The 19,600-nt window shown below is 69.5% G+C and carries 18 protein-coding genes; 4 read left to right on the top strand and 14 right to left on the bottom strand.

The window, feature by feature from the left end:
* Positions 1-15 precede the first annotated feature (15 nt).
* From DFS13_RS26850 to DFS13_RS26815, 8 genes are all read right to left on the bottom strand, one after another.
* Positions 16-762 carry an SDR family NAD(P)-dependent oxidoreductase gene (locus DFS13_RS26850; protein ID WP_006481604.1) on the bottom strand — a complete coding sequence of 249 codons (747 nt, stop codon included), beginning with the start codon at positions 760-762 and terminating at the stop codon, positions 16-18.
* 193 nt (positions 763-955) lie between these two features.
* A complete protein-coding gene (locus DFS13_RS26845; RefSeq protein ID WP_111442308.1) occupies positions 956-1,660 on the bottom strand; it encodes an ABC transporter ATP-binding protein in 705 nt (234 codons plus the stop codon).
* Entirely contained in the window at positions 1,657-2,409 is a 753-nt protein-coding gene (locus DFS13_RS26840; protein WP_111442307.1) for an ABC transporter ATP-binding protein, read from the bottom strand. Before DFS13_RS26840 ends, DFS13_RS26845 begins: the two co-directional genes overlap by 4 nt.
* Positions 2,406-3,635, bottom strand: a complete 1,230-nt coding sequence (locus tag DFS13_RS26835) for a branched-chain amino acid ABC transporter permease (RefSeq protein WP_111442306.1) — start codon at positions 3,633-3,635, stop codon at positions 2,406-2,408. The genes DFS13_RS26840 and DFS13_RS26835 overlap by 4 nt, the downstream gene beginning before the upstream one ends.
* Positions 3,628-4,563: a branched-chain amino acid ABC transporter permease gene (locus DFS13_RS26830; protein ID WP_058901373.1), complete on the bottom strand. Its 936-nt coding sequence runs from the start codon at positions 4,561-4,563 to the stop codon at positions 3,628-3,630. Before DFS13_RS26830 ends, DFS13_RS26835 begins: the two co-directional genes overlap by 8 nt.
* A 9-nt stretch (positions 4,564-4,572) precedes the next feature.
* Positions 4,573-5,010 carry a thioesterase family protein gene (locus DFS13_RS26825; protein WP_006485994.1) on the bottom strand — a complete coding sequence of 146 codons (438 nt, stop codon included), beginning with the start codon at positions 5,008-5,010 and terminating at the stop codon, positions 4,573-4,575.
* Between the two features lie 163 nt (positions 5,011-5,173).
* Positions 5,174-5,710, bottom strand: a complete 537-nt coding sequence (locus DFS13_RS26820) for an NUDIX domain-containing protein (protein ID WP_060263236.1) — start codon at positions 5,708-5,710, stop codon at positions 5,174-5,176.
* A gap of 112 nt (positions 5,711-5,822) precedes the next feature.
* Positions 5,823-7,085 carry a YbfB/YjiJ family MFS transporter gene (locus DFS13_RS26815; RefSeq protein WP_111442305.1) on the bottom strand — a complete coding sequence of 421 codons (1,263 nt, stop codon included), beginning with the start codon at positions 7,083-7,085 and terminating at the stop codon, positions 5,823-5,825.
* A gap of 125 nt (positions 7,086-7,210) precedes the next feature.
* On the opposite strand from DFS13_RS26815, the gene DFS13_RS26810 reads away from it, so the two are divergent.
* Entirely contained in the window at positions 7,211-8,125 is a 915-nt protein-coding gene (locus DFS13_RS26810) for a LysR family transcriptional regulator (protein ID WP_006489674.1), read from the top strand.
* A 140-nt stretch (positions 8,126-8,265) separates the two neighbouring features.
* Here the strand turns inward: DFS13_RS26810 and alaS are convergent, their stop codons facing one another.
* The gene (gene alaS, locus DFS13_RS26805) at positions 8,266-10,890 is read right to left on the bottom strand and encodes an alanine--tRNA ligase (RefSeq protein ID WP_034200685.1); all 2,625 of its coding nucleotides are present in this window, start codon (positions 10,888-10,890) and stop codon (positions 8,266-8,268) included.
* 243 nt (positions 10,891-11,133) lie between these two features.
* On the opposite strand from alaS, the gene DFS13_RS26795 reads away from it, so the two are divergent.
* Positions 11,134-12,354: a CaiB/BaiF CoA-transferase family protein gene (locus DFS13_RS26795; RefSeq protein WP_034200686.1), complete on the top strand. Its 1,221-nt coding sequence runs from the start codon at positions 11,134-11,136 to the stop codon at positions 12,352-12,354.
* Positions 12,355-12,387: 33 nt separating this feature from the next.
* Here DFS13_RS26795 and DFS13_RS26790 read toward each other — a convergent pair whose 3' ends face one another.
* Both DFS13_RS26790 and DFS13_RS26785 read right to left on the bottom strand, forming a co-directional pair.
* On the bottom strand, positions 12,388-12,936 hold the full coding sequence (locus DFS13_RS26790; protein ID WP_048986436.1) for an alpha/beta hydrolase: 549 nt from the start codon (positions 12,934-12,936) through the stop codon (positions 12,388-12,390).
* 190 nt (positions 12,937-13,126) lie between these two features.
* Positions 13,127-13,336 (bottom strand): ornithine acetyltransferase, encoded by a 210-nt coding sequence (locus DFS13_RS26785; protein ID WP_006497729.1) that lies wholly within the window; start codon positions 13,334-13,336, stop codon positions 13,127-13,129.
* Positions 13,337-13,589: 253 nt separating this feature from the next.
* Here DFS13_RS26785 and DFS13_RS26780 point away from each other — a divergent pair, with 253 nt between their 5' ends.
* Entirely contained in the window at positions 13,590-15,299 is a 1,710-nt protein-coding gene (locus DFS13_RS26780) for a glutamine--tRNA ligase/YqeY domain fusion protein (RefSeq protein ID WP_006482253.1), read from the top strand.
* Positions 15,300-15,433: 134 nt separating this feature from the next.
* On the opposite strand, the gene DFS13_RS26775 is transcribed toward DFS13_RS26780, so the two are convergent.
* The 3 genes from DFS13_RS26775 to DFS13_RS26765 form a co-directional block, all read right to left on the bottom strand.
* Entirely contained in the window at positions 15,434-15,907 is a 474-nt protein-coding gene (locus DFS13_RS26775; RefSeq protein WP_034200688.1) for an NUDIX hydrolase, read from the bottom strand.
* A gap of 8 nt (positions 15,908-15,915) precedes the next feature.
* Positions 15,916-16,302 (bottom strand): hypothetical protein, encoded by a 387-nt coding sequence (locus DFS13_RS26770; protein WP_034200689.1) that lies wholly within the window; start codon positions 16,300-16,302, stop codon positions 15,916-15,918.
* Positions 16,303-16,411: 109 nt separating this feature from the next.
* Complete coding sequence (locus DFS13_RS26765) at positions 16,412-17,752, bottom strand: cytochrome-c peroxidase (protein WP_111442304.1); 1,341 nt, start codon at positions 17,750-17,752, stop codon at positions 16,412-16,414.
* 222 nt (positions 17,753-17,974) lie between these two features.
* Between DFS13_RS26765 and DFS13_RS26760 the strand changes: the two genes are divergently transcribed.
* A complete protein-coding gene (locus tag DFS13_RS26760) occupies positions 17,975-19,561 on the top strand; it encodes an acid phosphatase (RefSeq protein WP_006490385.1) in 1,587 nt (528 codons plus the stop codon).
* Positions 19,562-19,600: the final 39 nt, after the last annotated feature.

Genomic DNA, 19,600 nt, shown 5'->3' with positions numbered 1-19,600 from the left:
CGGTACCGCGGACGATCAGTTCAACCCGCCGCTCACGACGAGGTGCTCGCCAGTCATCCAGCGCGCATCGTCCGACGCGAGGAACACGGCGACCGACGCGATGTCGTTCGGCTCGCCGAGGCGGCCGAGCGGCGTCTGGCCGAGCACCTGCGCTTCCAGATCGGAGCCGATGATGCCCGCGCTGTGCGTGCCCTCGGTCACGATCATCCCCGGGTTGATCGCGTTCACGCGGATCTTGCGCGGGCCGAGTTCGAGCGCGAGCACGCCGGTGATCGCGTCGACCGCGCCCTTCGTGCCGCTGTACACGGCGCTGGCCGGCGGCGTGATGCTGGTCACGACCGAACTGATGTTGATGATGCTCGCGCCTTCGCCGAGATGCTTGACGGCCGCCTGCGTGGTCAGCAGCACGCCGAACACGTTCGTGTCGAACTGCCGGCGATAGTGTTCCTCGGTGATCGCTTCGATCGGCGCGAATTCGTACACGCCCGAATTGTTGACGAGCACGTCGAGACGGCCATACGTTTCGATCGCCGTATCGACGATGCGTTGCGCGTCGGCGGCCTTCGATACGTCGCCGCCGACCGCGACCGCGCGGCCGCCCGCTTCGGTGATCGCGCTGACGACCGCGTCCGCGCCTGCCTTGCTGCTCGCGTAGTTGACGACGACCGCTGCGCCTTCGTCGGCCAGTGCCTTCGCGATTGCCGCGCCGATGCCCTTCGATGCGCCCGTGACGATCGCGACCTTGCCTGCCAGCTTGCTCATGATTTCATTCTCCAGTCCGAAGACGTTCGATGGATGGTGCCGGTTGCCGCAGCAAGGCGGTAATGCGTCGTTGCATCGTTGCGTCGCGATGGCGACCGGCCTGACTGGCAATGTACTTGTGCGGCACCGCAGCGATAAAGCTGCTTGAAGCGAATTGACTGGCGGAGTTTGCCGAACAATCGATCGGGCGTCGTCAGCCGGCGCTCAGCCATGCGTGGGCGACTTCGCCGCCCAGCCCGTCGAGCGCGCCGTCGTAGACGATCCGTCCCCGCCCCATCACCGCCACGCGCCGCGCGAGCCGCGGCGCGAGCTGCAACCGCTGCTCGATCAGCACGATCGCGACGCCGTCGGCCTGCAGCGCGGCAAGGCACGCGCCGACTTCGTCGACCGCGAGCGGCGCGAGCCCTTCGGCCGGCTCGTCGACGATCAGCACGCGCGGGCGGCCGGCGAGCGCGCGCACCAGCGCGAGCACCTGCTGCTCGCCGCCCGACAGCCGCCCCGCCTTCACGTCCGCGCGTGCGGCCAGCAGCGGAAACCGGTCGAGCAGGCGGTCGAGCGCCGCGCGTTCGGCCGTGCCGCGCGCGCCGCGCAAACCGAGCCGCAGGTTGTCGCGCACGGTCAGCAGCGGGAACACGTCGCGGCTTTCAGCCACGTAAGCGACGCCGCGCCGCGCGATTTCGAACGTGCGCGCGCCTGTGCATTCGGCGCCGGCGATGCGCACCGAGCCGGCCGTGCGTACGAGCCCCATCACGGCCTTCGCGAGCGTCGAACGCCCCGAGCCGTTGCGACCGAGCAGCGCGAGCGTCTCGCCCGGCGCGAGCGCGAGATCGATGCCGTCGAGCACGGGCTGCGCCCCGTACCACGCGCGCAGCCCGCGAATGTCGAGCACGGCGCTCATGTCGCGCCCTCGCCCAGGTACGCGGCCCGCACGCGCGAATCGGCGCGGATCGCGTCGGGCGCGCCGGTCGCGACCACCGCGCCGCGCACGAGCACCGTGATGCGTTCGGCGAACCCGAACACCGCGTCCATGTCGTGCTCGATCATCAGCACGGTGCGGCCCTGCGTCGTCGCGCGGATCAGCGCGATCATCCGCGCCGCCTGCGCGCGGCTCATGCCGGCCGTCGGCTCGTCGAGCAGCAGCGTACGCGCGCCGCTTGCAAGCGCGATCCCGAGATCGAGCGCGCGCTGCTCCGCATAGCTCAGTTCGCCGGCCGGCGTGTCGCGCCGCGTGTCGAGGCCGACGTCGTGCAGCACGCGCGCGGCCGCGAGATCGATCGACGCCGATTCGCGCAGCCGGTTCCACCAGCGCCGCCGTTCGGCCGGCGCATGCAGCGCCGCGCAGCGCAGATTGTCGAATACGGTCAGCCGCGCGAACGCGCTCGTCTGCTGAAAACTGCGGCCGATGCCGAGGCGGCTCGCGACGACGGGCCCGCGTCCGCGCAGCTCGACGCCGTGCAGCACGACACGCCCGCGCGTCGGCCGCGTCGCCCCGGCGATCACGCCGAACAACGTCGACTTGCCTGCGCCGTTCGGCCCGATCAGCGCGTGACGCTCGCCGGCCGCGATGCTCAAATCCACACCGTCGAGCACCGTCTGCGCGCCGAAGCGCTGCACGACGCCGTGAAGCGCGATCGCGTTGCCGTTCATCGCGCGTCCTCCCGCGGAGTCGCTGCCGCGTCATGCGCGAACCGCGCGCGCCAGCCCCACAGCAGTGTGCCGATGCCGGCCGCCGAGCATGCGACGGCCCAGCCGACCGGCGTATCGGCATCGATGCCCCACGCGCCGAACGCGAAGCCCGTGCCGTCGTCCTGCGCGAACCGCCACGCATAGCCGAGCTCGGCCGCGCAGACGATCGCGACGCCCCAGAACGCACACGCGCCGACGCCGCACAGCACGCGCCACCGCTCGGCCGCCGGCGCGCCGCGGCGCAGCGCATGCGCGAGCGTTTGCGCAATGCCGGCGATCCCGCCCGGCGCGGCCACGACGACCGCGACGAACAACACGCCGAGATACAGCGCCCACGCGCGCGACACGCCCGCGACGACGATACTCAGCGCGGTCAGCACGGCCGCGCCGACCGCGGGCCCGAAGAATGCGCCGGTGCCGCCGATCACCGCGGCGATCAGCACGGTCGCCGAGCGCGCCATCGACACGCTGTCGGGCGTCGCGATTTCGACGTCGATCAGCGTCAGCGTGCCGGCGATGCCGGCGAAGAACGATGCGCAGGTCACCATCGCGAGCCGCACGCGGCGCGGATCGGTGCCGAGCGCCGCGACGCGCGCCGGGTTGTCGCGCACCGCGTTCGCGAGCCGCGCGAGCGGCGTGCGCGTCAACGCATGCATCGCGCACGCCGACACGACGCACCACGCGGCGATCACCGCATACGCGTGCGCCGGCGCGCCGAAATAGCCGTTGCCCCACGACGCGCCGCTCGCCCGGTCGATCGGCACGCCGCCGAGGCCGCCGAACCACGCGGGCACGCTCCACGCGGCCGCCGCGACGCATTCGCCGAGCCCGAGCGTGATCATCGCGAACGCGGTGCCGGAGCGGCGCGTCGCCAGCAGCCCGGCGACGAGCCCGAAGCCCGCGCCGGCCGCGCCGCCGACGAGCGGCAACAGCGGCAGCGGGCCGCCGACGTGATTGAACCAGTGGGCGGCCGCGAACGCGCCGAGGCCCGCGAACGCCGCATGCCCGAACGACAGCAGCCCGGTCGTGCCGAGCTGCAGGTTGTACGACAGCGCGAGCACGACGAGCGCGGCCGTCTGCGCGAGATAGCCGAGCACCGCGCCGTGCGGCCACAGCCACGCGGGCAGCGCGACGCACGCGGCGAACAGCGCCCAGCGCGCGGATCCGGCCAATGCGCGGCTATGCATCGACACGCTCGCCGAACAACCCGCGCGGTCGCGCGACCAGCACCGCGACGAGCAGCAGGTACGGCACCAGCGGCGCCAGTTGCGCGATCGACACGGCGGCGACGCTATCCGGCAGCGCGATGCCCGTCCATTGCACGAGGTCGCGCAGCGACGTGTCGCTCGCCGCCGCGAAGGTCTGCGCGAAACCGACCGCGAGCGACGCGACGAACGCACCGCCGAGCGAGCCGAGCCCGCCGATCACGACCACCGCGAACACGACCGACCCGACGGTTTCGGCCAGCGCGGGCTCGATTACCGCGAGCGGCGCACCGATCACGCCGGCCAGCGCCGCGAGCGCGGTGCCCGCGCCGAACAGCGCCGTCATCACGCGCGGCACGTCGTAGCCGAGCGCCTCGACGGCCGCGCGATGCGTGAGCGCCGCGCGCACGACGAGCCCGATACGCGACGCACGCAGCAGCACGCCGAGCGCGACCAGCATCGTCGTGGACATCGCCATCATGAACAGCCGGTAGCGCGGCAACGCGAGACCGAACACGGTCACGGGCGCGCCGTCGAACAGCGGCGGCACGGGCGCCGGCAGCGGCGCGAGGCCCCACGCGAGTTTCGCGCCCTCGCCGATCAGGTACGCGAGACCGAAGGTCAGCAGCAGTTCGCTCGTATGGCCGCGCGCCTGCACACGGCGCAGCAGCGCGCGTTCGCAGCCGGCGCCGAGCAGCCCGACCGCGAGCGGCGCGAGCACGAGCGCGGACCAGAAGCCCGCCCAGGCCGCGATGCCGTAGCCGACGTACGCACCGAGCATGTAGAAGCTCGCATGCGCGAAGTTGAGCACGCCCTGCACGCTGAAGATCAGCGTGAGGCCGGCCGACAGCAGGAACAGCAGCAAGCCGTAGCTGAGGCCGTTGAAGGCCTGGAGCGCGAACGCGTGCACCGCGTGGCGTCAGGCGGCGAGCGGTTCGAGCGCGGCGCGCAGCGCGTCGGGCAGCGGCACCGGACGGCGCGTGCCGCGATCGACGTACACGTGCACGAAGTGCCCCTGCGCGGCGGGTGACGCATCGCCCTGCGCGAACAGCCCGACTTCGTAGCGCACGCTCGACGTGCCGAGCTTCACGACGCGCAGCCCCGCGTCGACCGCTTGCGGGAACACGAGCGGCGCGAAGTAGTTGCACTGCGTCTCGACAACCAGCCCGATCGTCTGCCCGTGCTCGACGTCGAGCACGCCCGCGCGGATCAGGTACTCGTTCACGACGGTGTCGAAGTAGCTGTAGTAGACGACGTTGTTCACGTGCCCGTAAACGTCGTTGTCCATCCAGCGGGTCGTGATCGGCAGGAAGTGGCGATAGGCGTCGCGCGGACGCGGCTGTGGCTTGTCGGACATGGCGATGGCGGTCAGGACGATGGAAGCGAAGGGAACGATGGAGATGACGGCGGCGAAGACGACGCGTGGCGGCCGCACGACGCGGCGCGCCGGCCGGCGACGAAGCGCCGCGTCGCGATCGCGCGCGCCGCGGCGGATGAAACCCTGCGGGCAGGCCGGCCCGTCACTGCCCCGGCCGGTCGACGAATTCGAAATCGAGGCCGCGCGCGCGCATCCAGTCGGCGAGCGCGACGCCCGTGCCGGCGCGCCACGGGCGCAGCAGCGGCGGATCAACGAGCTTGTACTCGAGCAGTTCCGGCGACAACGACACCGTGCCCGACGCCCGCACGTGGTACGCGATGATCAGTTCGTTCTTGCGGATGAATTCGTACACGCCGACGAGCGATACCTGCTCGGCCTTCAGCGCGGTTTCCTCGAACACCTCGCGCGCGATGCCGTCCTCGGGCGTCTCGCCGTTTTCGAGAAAGCCGGTGATCAGCGCGAACATCCCTTCGGGCCACGCCGCGTTGCGCGCGAGCAGTATCTTGCCGTCGAGTTCGACGATCGCGGCGACGACCGGCAGCGGGTTGTTCCAGTGCACGTAGCCGCACGACTCGTCGGGGCATGCCTGGCGAACGCGGCCGCCCTCATGTTCGGGATCGGCCCGCTCGGTGAGCGGGCTCGCGCAGCGCGGGCAAAAACGGTAGTCGGCGGTGGTCATCGATGAGAATCTGGCGGGCGCCGGACGGCCGCCTGCCGGCTGCCCGCGCACCCGCTCGGCGCGGGAAAGGCTTCATTCTAGCGAGTTTGCCCGCGCCCGAGACGATCCGGCCCTACCCGCGCCGGGATGATCGGCGCCCGCGCGCGGCGGTCGCCGCGAAGCCGGCGGCACCGATCAGCAGCGCGGCCACCGCGACCCACAGCGCAGGCGTAAACGACCCGAAGCGCGCGGCCAGCGGCGCCGCGACGAGCGGCCCGAGGATCTGCCCGACGCCATACGAGGCGGTCGCGTAACCCATCAGCCCGGCCGCGCGCTCGCCGTGCAGGCGCCGCGCCTCGCGCATCGCGAACAGCGTGATCGCGGTGAACGGCAGGCCGAGCAACGCGCTGCCGATCGAGAAGCCGGCCGCGTTCGGCCACACGATCCCGGCCGCGATGCCGAGCGCCTGCGTCGCGCAGCCGGCCGCCAGCAGCAGCCGGTTGTCCCAGTGGCCAGGTAGCCGCGCGGCGGTGATCGCGCCGACGATCAGCGCCGCGCCGAACATCGGCCAGAACAGGTCGGGCCACGGCGAACCGGCCGGCAGCGCGGCGCGCGCGATCACCGGCAGGAACGTCGCGGTGATGATGTAGCCGAAGCCCGGTGCGCCGTACAGCACGACGAGCCACGCGGCGTCCGCGCGACGGCTTCGCGGGGCGGCCCGCGCCGCCGGGGCGACCGGCGCACCGGTGGGCGCGGCAGCGGTCGACGTTGGCTGCGCGTGCGCCACGGCCGGCGCCGCACCGAACGTGCGCCAGATCGCGACCGACAGGACGGCCGACAACGCCGCGAAACCCAGCCAGCCCAGCGCGGCATGCTGGCCGGCCAGCGCACTGCCGATCAGCCCCGTCACCACGATGCCGACGCCCGGCCCCGCGTAGATCACCCCGCTCCATTCGGGCGCAGCCAGCTCGGCCAGACGCCGCAACCCCCATTGCGACATGAACACGAACGTCCATGCGCTGACGACGCCCGCGACGAAACGCACGACGAGCCACGCCGGCAGCCAGTGACCGATGCCCATCGCGGCGGTCAGCAGCACGGTCGCCGCGAGCCCGAAGCGCACCATCCGCGCCGGCGCGACGTGCAGCGCCGCGCAACTGACCGCGCCGACGAAGTAGCCCGCATAGTTTGCGGACGCAAGCCAGCCGCCGACTTTCAGGTCGATCGAGCCGTCCGCGAGCATCAGCGGCAACAGCGGCGTGAACGCGAAACGGCCGACGCCGAGCACGACGGCGAGCCCGACCATGCAGGCGAGCGCGGCCGCGCGGGCGCGGCGGTCGGCCTGGTCGGACGAAGGCACGCGGGCGGCGGCGGGCGGAGCATCGAAGCGGGACATGGCGGCATGGGCCGGCGCTTCGCGCGCGCCAGCCGGATCGGAAATCGGAATGGGTCCATCCTAGCTTGACCAACCATTCTCGAAAAATGAATAATTAAGAATCGACTCATCCCTCGGAGAGAATCATGGACCTGGCGGCGCTGGCGATTTTCCGGGCGGTCGTGCGCGAGAACGGCGTGACGCGCGCGGCGGCCAAGCTCAATCGCGTGCAGTCGAACGTCACGACGCGCATCAAGCAGCTGGAGGAGGAACTCGGCGCGGCGCTGTTCGTGCGCGACGGCCGCCGGCTCGTGCTGACGCCGGCCGGGCAGACGCTGCTGCCGTATGCGGAGCGCCTGCTCGCGCTCGCCGACGAGGCGCGCGACGCGGTGCGCGAGGACACGCCGCGCGGGCGGCTGCGGCTCGGCACGATGGAAAGCACGGCCGCGAGCCGGCTGCCGACCATCCTCGCGCGCTATCACCACGCGTGGCCCGACGTGTCGCTCGAATTGCTGACGGGCACGACGGGCTGGCTGATCGACCGCGTACGCGACTTCGAGGTCGACGCCGCGCTGTTCGCGCGCCCGCCCGAACCGGACATGCTGCCCGACACGTTCGAGACGGTGCCGATCTTCCGCGAGGATCTCGTGCTGCTCACGCCGCGCGGCCATCCGCCGGTGCGCACGCCGCGCGACGTGATCCTGCCGACGCTGATCGCGTTCGAGCGCGGCTGCACGTATCGCAAGTACGTCGAGCAGTGGTACGCGGCGCACGGCGTGAAGCCGGCCCGCGTGCTCGAGCTCGGCTCGTATCACGCGATCGTCGCGTGCGTCGCGGCCGGCGCGGGCATCGCGGTCGCGCCGCGTTCGGTGCTCGATCTGCAGCCCGAGACGGGCAACATCGCCGCGCACAGGATTCCCGAACTCGAAGGAATCGACACGCTGCTCGCGTGGCGGCGGGGCTATGCGTCGGCGGCGCTCGCCGCGCTGCGCGATGCGCTCACCGACACCGCGCGGCAGCCCGGCGACGTGACGAAGCCGACGGTGACCGTGCCGGCCTGACCCGTGCCCGCGCGTCGCCGCATCGATCGACACGCCTCGACCGCACAAACGAAACGACCCGACCGGCGCCTGCCGATCGGGTCGTTTTTCGATTCACGCGATGCCGTCAGGGCGACGGCATCGCATCGGTCATGCAACGATCAGAGCCGTTCCTCGACCCAGCCCTTCACGCCGGCCAGCGCGCCCGGCAGGTTCGCCGGCTCGGTGCCGCCTGCCTGCGCCATGTCCGGACGGCCGCCGCCCTTGCCGCCGACCTGCTGCGCGACGAAGTTCACGAGCTCGCCGGCCTTGACCTTCTTGCTCGCGTCCGGCGTGACGCCCGCGATCAGGCTGACCTTGCCGCCTTCGACGGCCGCCAGCACGATCGCCGCGCTCTTCAGCTTGTCCTTCAGCTTGTCGACCGTTTCGCGCAGCGTCTTCGCGTCGGCACCGTCGAGCGTCGCGGCCAGCACGTACACGCCGCCGACTTCGACGGCCTGCTGCGCGAGCTCGTCGCCCTGGCTCGACGCGAGCTTCGACTTCAGCGCGCCCAGTTCCTTCTCGAGCGACTTCACCTGGTCCTGCACCTGCGCGATGCGCTGCGTGAGTTCCGACGGCTGCGCCTTCAGCGCCGCGGCCGCTTCGTTCACGCGTGCGTCGAGTTCCTGCACATAGCGCACCGCGTTGTCGCCGGTGATTGCCTCGACCCGGCGGATGCCGGCCGCGACGCCGCCTTCGACGACGATCTTGAACAGGCCGATGTCGCCGGTGCGGTGCACGTGCGTGCCGCCGCACAGTTCGCGCGAGAAGCCGAGGTCGAGCACGCGCACTTCGTCGCCGTACTTCTCGCCGAACAGCGCCATCGCGCCGCCCTTCACCGCTTCGTCGTACGGCATCACGCGCACGATGCCCGGCGCGTTCGCCAGGATCTCGTTGTTGACGATCTGCTCGACGCGACGGATTTCGTCGTCGGTCATCGGTGCGTTGTGCGCGAAGTCGAAGCGGGTCTTTTCCGCGTCGACGAGCGAACCCTTCTGCTGCACGTGTGCGCCGAGCACTTCGCGCAGCGCCTTGTGCATCAGGTGGGTGGCCGAGTGGTTGCGCTGCGTGCGCGCGCGGCGCTGCGCGTCGATTTCCGCGCGCAGCACGTCGCCGACCTTCAGCGTGCCCTGCTCCAGCGTGCCGTGATGGCCGATCACGTCGGCCTGCACCTTCAGCGTGTCGGCCACCGCGAAGCGCGTCGCGGCGTTCGCGAGCACGCCCTGGTCGCCGACCTGGCCGCCCGATTCCGCGTAGAACGGCGTGTGGTCGAGCACGACGACCGCATCCTGGCCGGCCTTCACTTCGTTGACGGCCGAGCCGTCGACGTACAGCGCGACGACCTTCGCGTCGTCGAACGCGATTTCCTCGTAACCGTGGAAGGTGGTCTTCGCGCCCGAGTATTCGAGGCCCTGCGTGGCCTTGAACTTGCCGGCCGCGCGCGCCTGCTCGCGCTGACGCGCCATCGCGTCGTCGAACGCCGGCTCGTCGACCGTCATCCCGCGCTCGCGGCACACGTCGGCCGTCAGGTCCAGCGGGAAGCCGTAGGTATCGTGCAGCTTGAACGCGAGTTCGCCGTCGAGCACCTTGCCGCCCTTCGCTTCGACGTCGGCCAGCGCGGCCTCGAGGATCGACATGCCGTGCTCGATCGTCTCGAAGAAGCGCTCCTCTTCCTGGCGCAGCACGTCGGTCACACGCTGTTCGGCTTCCTTCAGCTCCGGATAGGCGGTGCCCATCTCGGCGACGAGGTCGGCCACCAGCTTGTGGAAGAACGCGCCCTTGCGGCCCAGCTTGTAGCCGTGGCGGATCGCGCGGCGCACGATCCGGCGCAGCACGTAGCCGCGGCCTTCGTTGCCGGGAATCACGCCGTCGACGATCAGGAACGAGCACGCGCGGATGTGATCGGCGATCACCTTCAGCGAGTTGTTCGTGAGGTCGCTGATCTCGGTCACGCGCGCGGCGGCCTTGATCAGGTTCTGGAACAGGTCGATCTCGTAGTTGCTGTGCACGTGCTGCAGCACCGCGGCGAGACGCTCGAGGCCCATGCCGGTGTCGACCGACTGCTTCGGCAGGCGCGTCATGTTGCCCTGCGCGTCGCGGTTGAACTGCATGAACACGAGGTTCCAGATCTCGATGTAGCGGTCGCCGTCTTCTTCGGGCGATCCCGGCGGGCCGCCCCACACGTCCGGGCCGTGGTCGTAGAAGATCTCGGTACACGGGCCGCACGGGCCGGTGTCGCCCATCGTCCAGAAGTTGTCCGATGCGTAGCGCGCGCCCTTGTTGTCGCCGATCCGGATGATCCGCTCGGTCGGCACGCCGACTTCCTTCGCCCAGATGTCGTATGCCTCGTCGTCTTCCTGGTAGACGGTGACCCACAGTTTTTCCTTCGGCAGCTGGTAGACCGTGGTCAGCAGCTCCCACGCGAACTTGATCGCGTCGTGCTTGAAGTAGTCGCCGAACGAGAAGTTGCCGAGCATCTCGAAGAACGTGTGGTGGCGCGCCGTGTAGCCGACGTTCTCGAGGTCGTTGTGCTTGCCGCCCGCGCGCACGCTGCGCTGCGCCGTCGTGGCGCGCGAGTACGGGCGCGGGTCCGTGCCGAGGAAGACGTCCTTGAACTGGACCATGCCCGAGTTCGTGAACATCAGCGTGGGGTCGTTACCGGGCACGAGGCTCGACGAGCGGACGATCGTGTGGCCCTTCGATTCGAAGAATTTGAGGAATTTCTCGCGGATTTCGGCAGCTTTCATGGCGTGCGGGGACAGTCTGGCAAAGACGGCTTCAAACGCCGGCGCCCCAGGCGGGGCGCGCGGCGGCATGGATTCGGAAACGATCGATTATACGATACAGACCGCCCGCCCAAGCGGCGGCGGCCCGCTGCGCCGGACGACCGGCCTGGGCCACCCGCGCGGCCGATTCGCCTTAAGATGCTCGGCATGCCAATCGGCCTTGCCCGGCAAGGCAGGCCAGCCATGAAAGGAGACGATTCGACGATGGGTGCCCTGAGCCATATCCGCGTGCTGGACCTCACCCGCGTGCTCGCGGGCCCGTGGTGCGCGCAGACCCTTGCCGATTTCGGCGCGGACGTGATCAAGGTCGAGCGCCCGGGCGCCGGCGACGACACGCGCCACTGGGGGCCGCCGTACCTGAAGGACGCGGACGGCGCGGATACCGCCGAGGCCGCGTACTACCTCGCGGCGAACCGCAACAAGCGCTCGGTGACGATCGACATCGCGACGCCCGAGGGCCAGCGGATCGTGCGCGAGCTCGCCGCGCAGAGCGACGTCGTGCTCGAGAACTACAAGGTCGGTCAGTTGAAGAAATACGGGCTCGACTACGACGCGCTGCGCGCGGTGAAGCCCGATCTCGTCTACTGCTCGGTCACCGGCTTCGGCCAGACCGGCCCGTACGCGCACCGCGCGGGCTACGACTTCATCGTGCAGGGGATCGGCGGCTTCATGAGCATCACCGGCGAGCGCGACGGCGAGCCGGGCGGCGGCCCGCAGAAGGCCGGCGTCGCGATCGCCGATCTCGCGACCGGCCTCTATTCGACGATCGCCGTGCTCGCCGCGCTCGCGCACCGCGACCGCACGGGCGAAGGCCAGTACATCGACATGGCGCTGCTCGACGTGCAGGTCGCGCTGCTGGCGAACATGAACACCAACTTCCTCGCGAGCGGCAAGCCGCCGGTGCGCTGGGGCAACGCGCATCCGAACATCGTGCCGTACCAGACGTTCCAGACGAGCGACGGCTGGATCATCGTCGCGGTCGGCAACGACGGGCAGTTCCGCAAGTTCGTCGAAGCCGGCGGCCGGCCCGAGCTGGCCGACGACGAGCGCTTCGCGACGAACCCGTCGCGCGTGCGCCATCGCGACACGCTGGTGCCGATCCTCGCGGAAATGGTGAAGGCGCGCGGCAAGGCCGACTGGATCGGCGCACTCGAAGCGGCCGGCGTGCCGTGCGGGCCGATCAACGATCTCGACGAGGTGTTCGACAACGAGCAGGTGGTCGCGCGCGGGATGCAGGTAGCGCTGCCGCACCCGTGCGGCGCGGACGTGAAGCTCGTGCGCAACCCGATCCGGATGAGCGCGACGCCGCCGGACGCACGCACCGCCCCGCCGCTGCTCGGCGCGCAGACGGAAGAGGTGCTGCGCGACATGCTCGGCTACGACGACGAGCGAATTGCCGCGCTGAAGGCGAAACAGGCGATCTGACGCGTCAGGCTCGCGCGGCGGCGAACGGCCCGGCTAGCGCGCGAGCGCGTCGAGCCAGCCGCGTGCGGCCGGCCAGTCGCCGAGCCCGCTGTCGGCGTTGATGTGGCCGCGCGGGCCGATGTCGCGGAACGCGCTGCCCCACGCATGCGCGCAGCCGCGTGCGAACGCGAGCGAACCGTACGGATCGTCGCTGCTCGCGACGACGCAGGTCGGAAACGGCAATCGCTCGTGCGGCACCGGGCCGAAACCGTGCGCGTCGACCGGGAACGCCGGCCCGGCGGGATCGGGCAATGCGACGAGCAGCGCGCCGCGCACTTTCGCGAGCGCGGCCGGGCGTGCGTAGCGGGTCGCCCACCAAGCGGTGGTCAGCGTACCGAGGCTGTGGCCGGCGATCAGCACGGACCCGCGCGCGGCTTCGACCGCCCGGTCGAGCGCGAGACACCAGCCATTGCGGAACGCACGGTCCCAGTCGGGCATCGCGACCCGCGAGAAGCGCGCGTCGGCGCGCTCCCAACGGCTCTGCCAGTGAAGCGGGCCCGAATTGGCGTAGCCCGGCAAGACGAAAACGACGGAGTCGGTCATGGAAGGGTTGGTCGACGAATGGAATCGTGTTGTAGCGTCGACGCAGTGTCGCACACCCGCCTCTCCCTGATGGTGCCTGTCGAAATCCGGGGATGTGCGTGACGTTCGTGCGGGTCGTGATGCACTCAGGCAGGCGTCACGACCGGCCGGCATGCGTGGCGCCCGCGTCGCGGGCGCCTGCCGGCGGGGATCAGCGGACGCCGGCGCCGACCAGGCCGCCTGCCGCCGCGCCGGCCACCGTGCCGACCGGGCCGCCCGTGATCAGGTAGCCGAGCGCGCCGCCCGCGGCCGCGCCGATCCCGGCATTGCGTTGCGTATGCGTCATCGCGCATGCGCCGAGTTGCGACAGGGCCGCGACGATCACCGCGGTACGAACGAGAAAAGTGGTCTTCTTCATCATGATTATTGGCTTCCTCCCGCCACGCAAAAATTGCGAATGGCGACATTGAATCGGTAAAGCCATCATAGGAAAACCCGAACGGCGCCGGCAATCCGATTTACGTCGTGTTACAGCCGACACACACTCGATATATTGCGGTACGCATCGCGAACGGACGGCGCCGGACCGGCAGGCCGCGCGGGACGGACCCCGGTCAGGTAGAATTACAGGATTAAACCGGCGCGACGCGCCGACACAACCTGACGCCAACCGCATGAGCACCGAACGCAACGACGCCCCCGCGGCTTCCAATTTCATCCGTAACATCATCGACGACGACAACCGCACCGGCAAATGGGGCGGCCGCGTCGAGACGCGCTTCCCGCCCGAGCCGAACGGCTATCTGCACATCGGTCACGCGAAGAGCATCTGCCTGAACTTCAGCGTCGCGCGCGACTACGGCGGCGTGTGCCACCTGCGCTTCGACGACACGAACCCGGAAAAGGAAAGCGTCGAATACGTCGACTCGATCGTCGACGCGGTGCGCTGGCTCGGCTTCGACTGGCGCAAGGACGCGGTCGATCATCAGTATTTCGCGAGCGACTACTACGACAAGCTGTACGAGTTCGCCGAGCTGCTGATCAAGCGCGGCAAGGCGTACGTCGACAGCCAGAGCGCCGACGAAATGCGCGCGAACCGCGGCTCGCTGACCGAAGGCGGCAAGCCGTCGCCGTTCCGCGAGCGCACGCCGGAAGAGAACCTCGACCTGTTCCGCCGGATGAAGGCCGGCGAGTTCAAGGAAGGCGAGCACGTGCTGCGCGCGAAGATCGACATGGCGTCGCCGAACATGAACATGCGCGACCCGGTGATCTACCGGATCCGCTACGCGCACCACTACCGCACCGGCGACGCATGGTGCGTGTATCCGATGTACGACTACACGCACTGCATCTCGGATGCGCTCGAAGGCATCACGCATTCGCTGTGCACGCTCGAATTCGAGGATCACCGCCCGCTGTACGACTGGGTGCTGAACGAACTCGCGGAAGCCGGCGTGTTCACGCGCCCGCTGCCGCAACAGATCGAATTCTCGCGGCTGAACCTCACGTACGCGATCACCAGCAAGCGCAAGCTGCTGCAGCTCGTCACCGAAGGCCACGTCGACGGCTGGGACGACCCGCGGATGCCGACGATCGTCGGCGTGCGCCGCCGCGGCTTCACGCCGGAGAGCATCCACCTGTTCTGCGAGCGGATCGGCGTGACGAAGATCGATTCGTGGATCGACATGAGCATCTTCGAAGGCGCGCTGCGCGACGACCTCGACGACAAGGCGGCGCGCACGGTCGCGGTGCTCGATCCGCTGAAGCTCGTGATCGACAACTATCCGGAAGACCTCGAGGAAGCGTGCACGGCGCCCGTGCATCCGCACCATCCGGACCGCGGCGTGCGCACGTTCCCGATCTCGCGCGAACTGTGGATCGAGCGCGAGGATTTCGTCGAAAACCCGCCGAAGGGCTATTTCCGCCTGTTCCCGGGCAACAAGGTGCGCCTGCGCTACGGCTACGTGATTGAATGCACGGGCTTCGACAAGGACGCCGACGGCAACGTGACGGCCGTGCACTGCAACTACTTCCCGGACAGCAAGTCGGGCACCGAAGGCGCGAACACGTACAAGGTCAAGGGCAACATCCACTGGGTCAGCGCGAAGCACGCGCAGCCGGCCGAAGTGCGGATCTACGACCGCCTGTTCAAGGAGCCGCACCCGGACGCGGGCGGCGCGAACTTCCTCGAGGCGCTGAACCCCGATTCGAAGAAGATCGTGCAGGCGTACCTCGAGCCGGGCAACGGCGACGTCGCGCCGGAAACGCGCCTGCAGTTCGAGCGCCACGGCTACTTCGTTGCAGACCGTGTCGATTCGAAGCCGGGCAAGCCGGTGTTCAACCGGATCGTCGGGCTGCGCGACAGCTGGGGCAAGCCGGCCTGACGGCCTGCTCCGCGCGGTAGCGCGCGGCTCGCAAGCCGCCGCTGCCTCGGCATGAAAAAACCGGCCCTGGAGCCGGTTTTTTCATGGGCGCGGGCCGAAGAACGGCAGGCGAAAACGGAAGCTGCGGCGCCCGTTCACGCGCCCGACAACCGCCGATGCAAGTCCGCCAGCGACAGCTTCGTGCGAAACAGCCGCGCGAGACTGCGGCTCGCATAGGTGTCGATGTCGCCCGGCACGGTCCAGCGGTACGCGTCCATCTCGGGAATCATCGAGCCGTCGCGACGGCTCGGAAACAGCGACGTGCACGTGCAGTGCGCGGGATCGATTTCGCCGTCGGCCACCTGCACCGCGAACAGGTGCAGGTCCTTGTCGTGCCGGTACGCGAAGCGGCCGAGATCGAGCAACCGCGCCGGCGCGAACGCGATGCCGGTTTCCTCCAGCAGTTCGCGCAGCGCGGCGTCGGCCGGCGTCTCGCCCGGTTCGCCCTGCCCCTTCGGGATGTCCCAGTGCGTGGTGTCCGTCGCATGCGCGAGGAACACGCGGCCGGCCGCATCGAGGATCACGACGCCGCACGATACCGTGCGCGGCGCGCCGCCCCGCTTCGTCATGCGCGTGCTCAGCGCTTCTGCAGCTGCCACTTGCCCGCGGCCGTCTTGCAATAGACGGGCTTGAGCGTCATCGTCTGGCCCTTCGCGGTAATTTCGGTCGCGACTTCCCGGCAGGTCTTGCCGTCCGTCTCGGTCGTGCTCGGCGTGAGCTTCGCGTCGATCTGCGTGCCGCGGCCGCTGCTCTGCCACGTCGTGGTTTCGCCGTCCTTGCCTTCGTCGCGCGCCTGCACGACTGCCTTGGAAAGCGACGCGCGGTCGGTCTTGCTGAAATAGCTGATCGGCGTGTCGTTCAGGAAGTTCAGGTTGTTCTGCGCGTGGGCGGGCAGCATCGCGGCTGCGCACGCGGCGCCGGCCAGCACGCGCGTGACGACGGAAAGGGATGCACGCATCGACATGTTTTTCTCCTTGGATGTTCGATCGAAAGGCGCGGTGCATGCCGGCGAACCGGCACGCACCGCGCCCGTCAGCGAGCGAGCATAGCATGCGTGCTGCGATGAAGGCCTTCTAGGGCTTGGCGGCGACGGCCGTTTGCTGATATCCGTCAGTCAGCGTGCCCAGGAACGCGATCACGTCCTTGATCTCGGCCGCATTCAGCGCCGGCTGGTCGCCGCGCTTGCGGTCGAACGGCGCTTCGCGGTTGATGTTCGGCCAGTAGCGCTTCGGCAGGTCGTCGTAGATCTGCACCTTGCCGTGCACGACCGGGTAGAACTTCTCCGGATGGATGTCGCGTTCGACGTAGAAGCGCATCACGTCCTCGAGCGAGTGATACACGCCGTTGTGGAAGAACGTCTTGCGCAGCGCGACGTTGCGCAGCGACGGCGTGCGGAACAGCCCGCAGAATTCGTCGCGCCCCCTCAGGTCGGTGCGTTCGGGACCGCAGGCGCCGAGATCGTAAAAGCGCGGGTCGCGATTGACCGGCAGCGCGCGGTTGCGCGGCACCGCGATCGCGATCAGCCCGAAATCGCTGAACTGCGGCGGGCCGCCTTCGAGCGTGCGCTGGCTGATGTGGCAGCTCGCGCAATTGCCCTTCTTCTCGTCGTTGAACAGCTGCAGCCCGTGCAACTCGGCGGGTGTGAGCTGCGCGTGGCCGGCCAGATATGCGTCGTATTTGCTCGTGTACGGATCGAACAGCGCCGGCTGCTGCTGGAATGCATCGAGCGCGCGCAGCACCGCATCGAACGTCGCCCGGTCGTCGCCGAGTACCTGATCGCCGAACGCCTTGCGAAACGCGTCGGCATACGGCGCGGCGCGGACCGCCTTCGCGACCCGCGCAGGCGAACTGCTCATCTCGAACGGCGACAGGAGCGGAATGCGCGCCTGCGCATCGCGCGTATCGACGCGGCCGTCCCAGGTCAGCCCGCCGGTCGGACCCGCGTCGACGCTTTCGTCACCTTCGTCCGGCGAATCGTGGAAGTGCTCGCTGAACGGCGGGATGCCGCGCAGGTACTTCAGCGACGGCACCGCGCGAAAGCCGGTACGGTGCATGTCGTCGCCGCCCAACTGCACCGACAGCGCGTTCGGCGGCCCGAACGCATGCTCGGCGCTATGGCACGACGCGCAAGCGAGCTTGCCGGACCCGGACAGCGACGGATCGAAGAACAGCTGCTTGCCGAGCGCCGTCATCTGCTTCACGCCCTCGAACACCTGCGCGCGCGTCTGCGGCTGGCGAGCCGGCGCGACCGCCGGGGCGGCCGGAGCAGCCTGCGCCGCCGGGACGACGGACGCGGCCGACGCGGTCGTGCCGGGCTGCGCGTCGCAACCGGCGAGCGCGCCAGCCACCGCGAGCGTCGCCGCGGCGGGGACCAGCGACCGCGCGAACGCGAAGGATTTCAGAAAGGTGTGCATCGTCGTTGTTCTGGTAGCGGTGGGCAATCGGCCGGAGCTTATGTCAGTTCCGTGACCGTTGGATGACGTTCAACCGACAGTCAATTGAAAGCGTCCCTACACCCGGCTGTCAAATCGGTTCCAGATAATGCGCGCAGCCGGGCGGTACCGCGAGGTTCGCGCGCCGGCCCTCCGCCACCCGGTTCCCACACGCGACCAACGACGAATGAGAGAGAACATCGCATGAAGAAGCACGCCTGGATTCGCTACACGCCGATCGCCCTTGCGGCCGCGCTCAGCCTGACCGCCTGCGGCGGCGACGACGTGACGCAGCAGGGCCTGTCGGCCGTCAAGAACGTCGTCGTGATCTACGCGGAAAACCGCAGCTTCGACAACCTGTACGGCAACTTCCCGGGCGCCAACGGTCTGCAGAACGCGACGGCCGCGAATTCGGTGCAGAAGGACCGCGACGGCTCGACGATGGCGACGCTGCCGAAGATCTGGGGCGGCCTGACCGCGACCGGCATCACGCCGGCGGTGACCGAGGCGATGACGGCGAACCTGCCGAACGCGCCGTTCGCGATCGACGATCCGAACGGCTTCAACCAGTCGATGAGCATCGCGACGCGCGACATCGTGCACCGCTTCTACCAGGACCAGATGCAGATCAACGGCGGCAAGAACGACATGTACGCCGCATGGACCGACGCGGGCGGCCTGACGATGGGCCACTACACGGCCGATCCGTCGAAGCTGCCGCTGTGGAAGATCGCGCAGCAGTACGTGCTCGCCGACAACTTCTTCATGGGCGCGTTCGGCGGTTCGTTCCTGAACCACCAGTACCTGATCTGCGCGTGCGCGCCGTATTACCCGAACGCCGACAAGAGCCCGGCGGCCGGCAAGATCGCCGTGCTGAACGCCGACGGCAAGTCGCTGAAGGTCGCGACGAACTCGCCGGCTTCCGCGCTGAGCGGGCCGCCGAAGTTCGTCAACGACGGCGCGCTGACGCCGGACTTCTACGGCATCAACACGATGCAGCCGGCGTATCAGCCGAGCGGCAACAAGGCGGCCGCGGGCGGCGATCCGCTGCTGGCCGACCCGGCCAATCCGTCGACGATGCCGCCGCAGACGGCGACCAACATCGGCGACCTGATGACCAACGCGGGCGTGTCGTGGGCGTGGTATGGCGGCGCGTGGGGCCAGGCGCTGCAGGCGAGCCAGAACGGCACGTCGAACGTGATCTACGGCGCCGACCTGTCGACGCCGAACTTCCAGCCGCACCACCAACCGTTCAACTATTTCGCGAACCAGGCGCCGGGCACCGCGAGCCGCGCGCAGCACCTGCTCGACGGTGGCGCGAACGGCGCGGAGTTCATCAAGGCAATCGACGCGGGCACGCTGCCGCAGGTCGCGTTCTACAAGCCGCAAGGCAACCTGAACGAGCATCCGGGTTACACGGACGTCACGTCCGGCGACCAGCACATCGCCGACGTGATCGCGCACCTGCAGGCCAGCCCGCAGTGGAAGAACATGGTCGTGGTCGTCACGTACGACGAAAACGGCGGCTTCTGGGATCACGCCGCGCCGCCGACCGCCGACCGCTGGGGCCCGGGCACCCGCATTCCGGCGCTGATCGTGTCGCCGTTCGCGAAGAAGGGCTTCGTCGACCACACGCAGTACGACACGGGTTCGATCCTGCGCTTCATCACGCGCCGCTTCTCGCTGCCGCGCCTCGCCGGCCTGCAGCAACGCGACGACGCGCTGAAGGCGAACGGCGCCCAGCCGATGGGCGACCTGACGAACGCGCTCGCGCTGTCGCCGAACCTGTAATCGCATCGCGGTCACCGCGAACGAGCCGGCGGCGATGTC

This window comes from Burkholderia sp. 28_3 (genome assembly GCF_003253915.1).
GTDB lineage: Bacteria > Pseudomonadota > Gammaproteobacteria > Burkholderiales > Burkholderiaceae > Burkholderia > Burkholderia cenocepacia.
The sequence above is the reverse complement of the archived record's forward strand: the minus strand, read 5'-3'. Positions and strand labels throughout refer to the sequence as shown.

Coding starts and splice junctions, on each gene's coding strand:
- DFS13_RS26815 (WP_111442305.1), bottom strand. CDS start 7,085: ATGTCCCGCTTCGATGCTCCGCCCGCCGCCGCCCGCGTGCCTTCGTCC.
- DFS13_RS26850 (WP_006481604.1), bottom strand. CDS start 762: ATGAGCAAGCTGGCAGGCAAGGTCGCGATCGTCACGGGCGCATCGAAG.
- DFS13_RS26825 (WP_006485994.1), bottom strand. CDS start 5,010: ATGTCCGACAAGCCACAGCCGCGTCCGCGCGACGCCTATCGCCACTTC.
- DFS13_RS26795 (WP_034200686.1), top strand. CDS start 11,134: ATGGGTGCCCTGAGCCATATCCGCGTGCTGGACCTCACCCGCGTGCTC.
- DFS13_RS26790 (WP_048986436.1), bottom strand. CDS start 12,936: ATGACCGACTCCGTCGTTTTCGTCTTGCCGGGCTACGCCAATTCGGGC.
- DFS13_RS26820 (WP_060263236.1), bottom strand. CDS start 5,710: ATGACCACCGCCGACTACCGTTTTTGCCCGCGCTGCGCGAGCCCGCTC.
- DFS13_RS26785 (WP_006497729.1), bottom strand. CDS start 13,336: ATGATGAAGAAGACCACTTTTCTCGTTCGTACCGCGGTGATCGTCGCG.
- DFS13_RS26835 (WP_111442306.1), bottom strand. CDS start 3,635: ATGCATAGCCGCGCATTGGCCGGATCCGCGCGCTGGGCGCTGTTCGCC.
- DFS13_RS26845 (WP_111442308.1), bottom strand. CDS start 1,660: ATGAGCGCCGTGCTCGACATTCGCGGGCTGCGCGCGTGGTACGGGGCG.
- DFS13_RS26775 (WP_034200688.1), bottom strand. CDS start 15,907: ATGACGAAGCGGGGCGGCGCGCCGCGCACGGTATCGTGCGGCGTCGTG.
- DFS13_RS26840 (WP_111442307.1), bottom strand. CDS start 2,409: ATGAACGGCAACGCGATCGCGCTTCACGGCGTCGTGCAGCGCTTCGGC.
- alaS (WP_034200685.1), bottom strand. CDS start 10,890: ATGAAAGCTGCCGAAATCCGCGAGAAATTCCTCAAATTCTTCGAATCG.
- DFS13_RS26770 (WP_034200689.1), bottom strand. CDS start 16,302: ATGTCGATGCGTGCATCCCTTTCCGTCGTCACGCGCGTGCTGGCCGGC.
- DFS13_RS26760 (WP_006490385.1), top strand. CDS start 17,975: ATGAAGAAGCACGCCTGGATTCGCTACACGCCGATCGCCCTTGCGGCC.
- DFS13_RS26780 (WP_006482253.1), top strand. CDS start 13,590: ATGAGCACCGAACGCAACGACGCCCCCGCGGCTTCCAATTTCATCCGT.
- DFS13_RS26765 (WP_111442304.1), bottom strand. CDS start 17,752: ATGCACACCTTTCTGAAATCCTTCGCGTTCGCGCGGTCGCTGGTCCCC.
- DFS13_RS26810 (WP_006489674.1), top strand. CDS start 7,211: ATGGACCTGGCGGCGCTGGCGATTTTCCGGGCGGTCGTGCGCGAGAAC.